We start from the raw sequence: 3,828 nt of genomic DNA, 5'->3' as shown, positions 1-3,828 counted from the left end.
TGCTTTGGTTGCTCCCGTGTACAGATCAGCGCGACTGGTCACCCGTGGGCACATCGACTTTCAGCGAGTCAAGTCCGCGGCGTGTAGGGACTGACAGCCAGGTTTCCGAGCTGGGATTTTGGCCTCTCTGCTTGACGGAGCGCCAAGAACTTTGTTGACGGGTGCATGTCATCCGCTCCGGCGCCGGTCCGCGTCCGGTCGACGCGCCAAGCAGCAGGCGAAAAGAGACCTCGGCGCGTCGCCGATAGCGCGAACCGCAGCGCATCCGTGCCGTCGGCATGCCCAAAAACGCCAATCTGGCGAGGTGCGAGGCCTGCCATCACATTCATGCCATCGACGGGGGGATCCGCGTGACCACCGAGGCTATTCCCGCGGAGAAGGACGGACGTGAGCGCGGCCGCGAGGGGACCCGACCCCCTACGTCCACACAGCCAGGTCCCGTCGTCGCGCTGACAGGCGACATGGCCGCCGTTGACCTGGTCGACGCCGACCCGGTCAACGCGGACCCCGCCAGCACGGACCTGGTTACCGTTCGCCCGTCGACCGCCCGACGACGCGGGGTGCCCCGGTGGGCGCGACGGCCCGTGGGGCCGCTGGTTCTCCTGGCCGCCTGGCAGATCGCCGTGTGGGCGGGCAGTGCTTCCAGCGACCTTCTGGCCTCCCCCTGGACGGTGGTGACCACCTTCGGTCATCTGGTCGGCAACGGCGAGCTACCCCGGGCGGTCGCCGTGTCATTGCGTCGGGCCGGGACGGGCCTACTGCTCGGCGGGGCCATCGGGGTCGGCCTGGCCCTGCTCGCAGGGCTGTTCCGGCTCGGCGAGGATCTCATCGACGCCTCGGTCCAGATGATCAGAACGGTTCCCTTCGTGGGCCTGATTCCGTTGTTCATCATCTGGTTCGGCATCGGCGAGACGCCGAAGGTCGCGCTGGTCGCCTTTGGCGTCGCATTCCCCTTGTACATCAACACCTATGCCGGCATCCGCAACGTCGACATCGACCTCGTGGAGGCCGCCCGCACGGTCGGACTGAACCGTACCGGGCTGATCAGGCACGTCATTCTGCCCGGCGCGTTGCCCAGCGTGCTGGTCGGGTTGCGGTTCTCCCTCGCGATCTCCTGGCTCGCACTCATCTTCGCCGAGCAGATCAACGCGAACCAGGGCCTGGGGCAGCTCATGAACCAGGCGCAGGAGTTCCAGCGCACCGACATCATCGTGGTCTGCCTCGTTGTCTATGCCGTTCTCGGACTCACCGTCGATGCCTTTGTCCGCCTTTTCGAAAGGGTGCTGCTGTCGTGGCGACCGGCTTTCAGCGGAGCATGACCCCCACGGCTGCTCCGTCGGGGATGCCAGGTACGCAAAAGACATCGGGAGTGTCAGCAACCCCGGGGACGGCGGGGAGCGCGACGACGGCGGGGACGGTGCCTGCCTCCGCCGTCGTCGCGCGCGACCTGTGGCGTTCGTTCGGCGAAACGCCGGTCATCCGCGGGTTGGACCTGGCCATCCCGGCTGGCCAGTTCGTCACACTGCTGGGCACGAGCGGATGCGGGAAGAGCACCCTGCTGCGCATTCTGGCCGACCTGGACAACGAGATCAGCGGCAAGGTCCAGATCGCGCCCCGACGGGCGGTCGCCTTCCAGTCTCCCAGACTGCTGCCGTGGAAGCGGGTCTGGCGCAACGTCGTGCTGGGCCTGCCGGGCCGACCGGACAAGGCTCGGGCGCTCGAGGCCCTGACGGAGGTCGGGCTGGCCCACCGGGCCAACGCCTGGCCAAGCACGCTGTCTGGCGGCGAGGCACAACGCGCGTCGCTGGCCCGAGCTCTGGTGCGCGACCCCCAGCTGATGCTGTTGGACGAGCCGTTCGGCGCCCTTGACGCCCTGACCCGGATCAGGGTGCAGACCCTCGTGGAGCAGCTGTGGCAGCGGCACCGTCCGGCGGTGCTGCTGGTCACGCATGACGTCGAGGAAGCACTGCTGCTCGCCGACCGCGCACTGGTGATGGAAAGCGGAGTGATCTCGCACAGTCTGGAGATCAACCTGCCACGGCCGCGAAACGTGACCGATCCGGCCTTCGTCGCCCTGCGCGCCGAGCTCCTCGCCCGACTCGGCGTCGGTGCCGCAGTGACCGCTGCGGACACCGGTGGCAGCCTCGCCAGCCCAGACAGCACTGCCAGCCCGGACGGCACTGCCAGCTCAGGCGAGCCGGTCGGCTCAGGTGCACCGGTCGGACCGGCGCGGCCAAGCGGGACGACCGAGGACGTCTGACTCGTCATCTTTTCAAGCTCTGACATCCTGGGAGTTCCTCCATGCGGTTGCCCCGACTCAGACGCCTCGCGGTTCGGCCCGTGCGCACGATGACGGCGACAGCTGTCACCGCCGTGCTGCTGCTTGTCGCCTGTAGCTCCGGTTCCGCCCCGGCCGCACCGGACGCCGCGAGTGCGGGGCCGCCGGTCGCGGGCGGATCGTTGACCTACGCCATCGACACCGAGCCGACCTGCTTCGACATTCACGTGAGCCCGCAGGACATCACCGCGGCGATCCAGCGCAACGTGTTCGACTCACTGGTCTCCGAGGACACCGCCGGCACCTTCCACCCCTGGCTCGCCACGTCGTGGACGATCGCTCCGGACCACAGGAGCTATACATTCACTCTGCGTAAGGGGGTCACGTTCTCCGACGGCACGCCGTTCAACGCCCAGGCCGTCAAGGCCAACTTCGACCACATCGTCGCACCGGCGACCAAGTCACGGTTCGCCTCAAGCCTGCTCGGCCCCTACACCGGCACCGACGTCGTCGACGACTCCACCGTGCGGGTGAACTTCTCCTCGCCCTTCTCCCCGTTCCTGCAGGGTGCGAGCACCGCCTATCTCGGCTTCTACTCGCCGAAGGCACTCGCCGCCAACTCGAGCAGGCTCTGTGCCGGTGGGCCGGCGTCCGTCGGGACCGGGCCGTTCCTGTTCACCCGTTACACCCGTGGTCAGAGCATCGTCCTGTCGAAGAACCCGGCGTACCGGTGGGCGCCGGAAAACGCCCGGCATTCCGGGCCGGCCTATCTCGACACGCTGACCATCCGCATCCTCAAGGAGAACTCGGCCCGGGTCGGCTCGCTGACCAGCGGCCAGGTCGATCTCGCCGGCGCGGTGCCGCCGGCGAACGTGCGTACGGTCGAGGCCAACAGCCGCCTGCAGGTGCTGCGCCGGGACGCCCCCGGTTCCCCCTACAGCCTCTATCTGAACACCGCGCTGGCACCGTTCACCGATGTGCGGGTTCGCCAGGCCTTCCAGCGCGGGGTGAACATCGACCAGGATGTCAAAACGGTCTACTTCGGCCAGTACCGGCGCTCGTGGAGCCCGCTCACCGCGGTCACCCCGTCCTACGACGCCTCGTTGGAGAACAGCTGGCCCTACGACCCTGCCAAGGCCAACCAGCTGCTCGACCAGGCCGGCTGGACCGCCCGTGACTCCGCCGGTTACCGGACGCGGGACGGGCGTCGACTCACCCTCGTCTGGCCGTTGCTCGCGTCCGCGGTACGTGAACAACGCGATGTTCTCGGCCAGGCCATCCAGGCGGATCTGAAGAAACTCGGCATCGAGCTGACCCGGCCGGCGCTGGACGCCGGCGCCTTCATCGAACAGGCCTACGCGGGCAAGTTCCAGGGTAACTGGTCAGGTAGCGCTTTGATCGTGGGTTAGGTGGTTGCGGGCATCCAGGGGCGGCCCTCGGCGAGTTGGACGAGGGCGGGGAGCAGGGGGATGCCGTGTTTGGTGGCGATCGCGCAGAACTGTCGGGCGCCGGTGAGGGTGCGGAGGCACCCGGAGACTTTCTGCCGCAGT

The 3,828-nt window shown here is 68.1% G+C and carries 3 protein-coding genes; all 3 read left to right on the top strand.

The features are described from left to right. Positions 1–350 precede the first annotated feature (350 nt). The 3 genes from G6R24_RS19165 (at position 351) to G6R24_RS19155 (ending at position 3,687) form a co-directional block, all read left to right on the top strand. Positions 351–1,319, top strand: a complete 969-nt coding sequence (locus G6R24_RS19165; RefSeq protein WP_217451511.1) for an ABC transporter permease — start codon at positions 351–353, stop codon at positions 1,317–1,319. Positions 1,320–1,417: 98 nt separating this feature from the next. After that, entirely contained in the window at positions 1,418–2,260 is an 843-nt protein-coding gene (locus G6R24_RS19160) for an ABC transporter ATP-binding protein (protein WP_476695797.1), read from the top strand. An 89-nt stretch (positions 2,261–2,349) separates the two neighbouring features. Continuing rightward, the gene (locus G6R24_RS19155; RefSeq protein WP_175087728.1) at positions 2,350–3,687 is read left to right on the top strand and encodes an ABC transporter substrate-binding protein; all 1,338 of its coding nucleotides are present in this window, start codon (positions 2,350–2,352) and stop codon (positions 3,685–3,687) included. Positions 3,688–3,828 lie beyond the last annotated feature (141 nt).

Origin of the sequence: Candidatus Frankia nodulisporulans (assembly GCF_902806475.1) — a bacterium.
Classification (GTDB): Bacteria; Actinomycetota; Actinomycetes; order Frankiales; family Frankiaceae; genus Frankia; species Frankia umida.
This window is presented reverse-complemented; position numbering and strand designations above follow the sequence as displayed.

Excerpts from the sequence above, each read along its gene's own strand:
- G6R24_RS19155 (WP_175087728.1), top strand. The coding sequence starts at position 2,350 with ATGACGGCGACAGCTGTCACCGCCGTGCTGCTGCTTGTCGCCTGTAGC.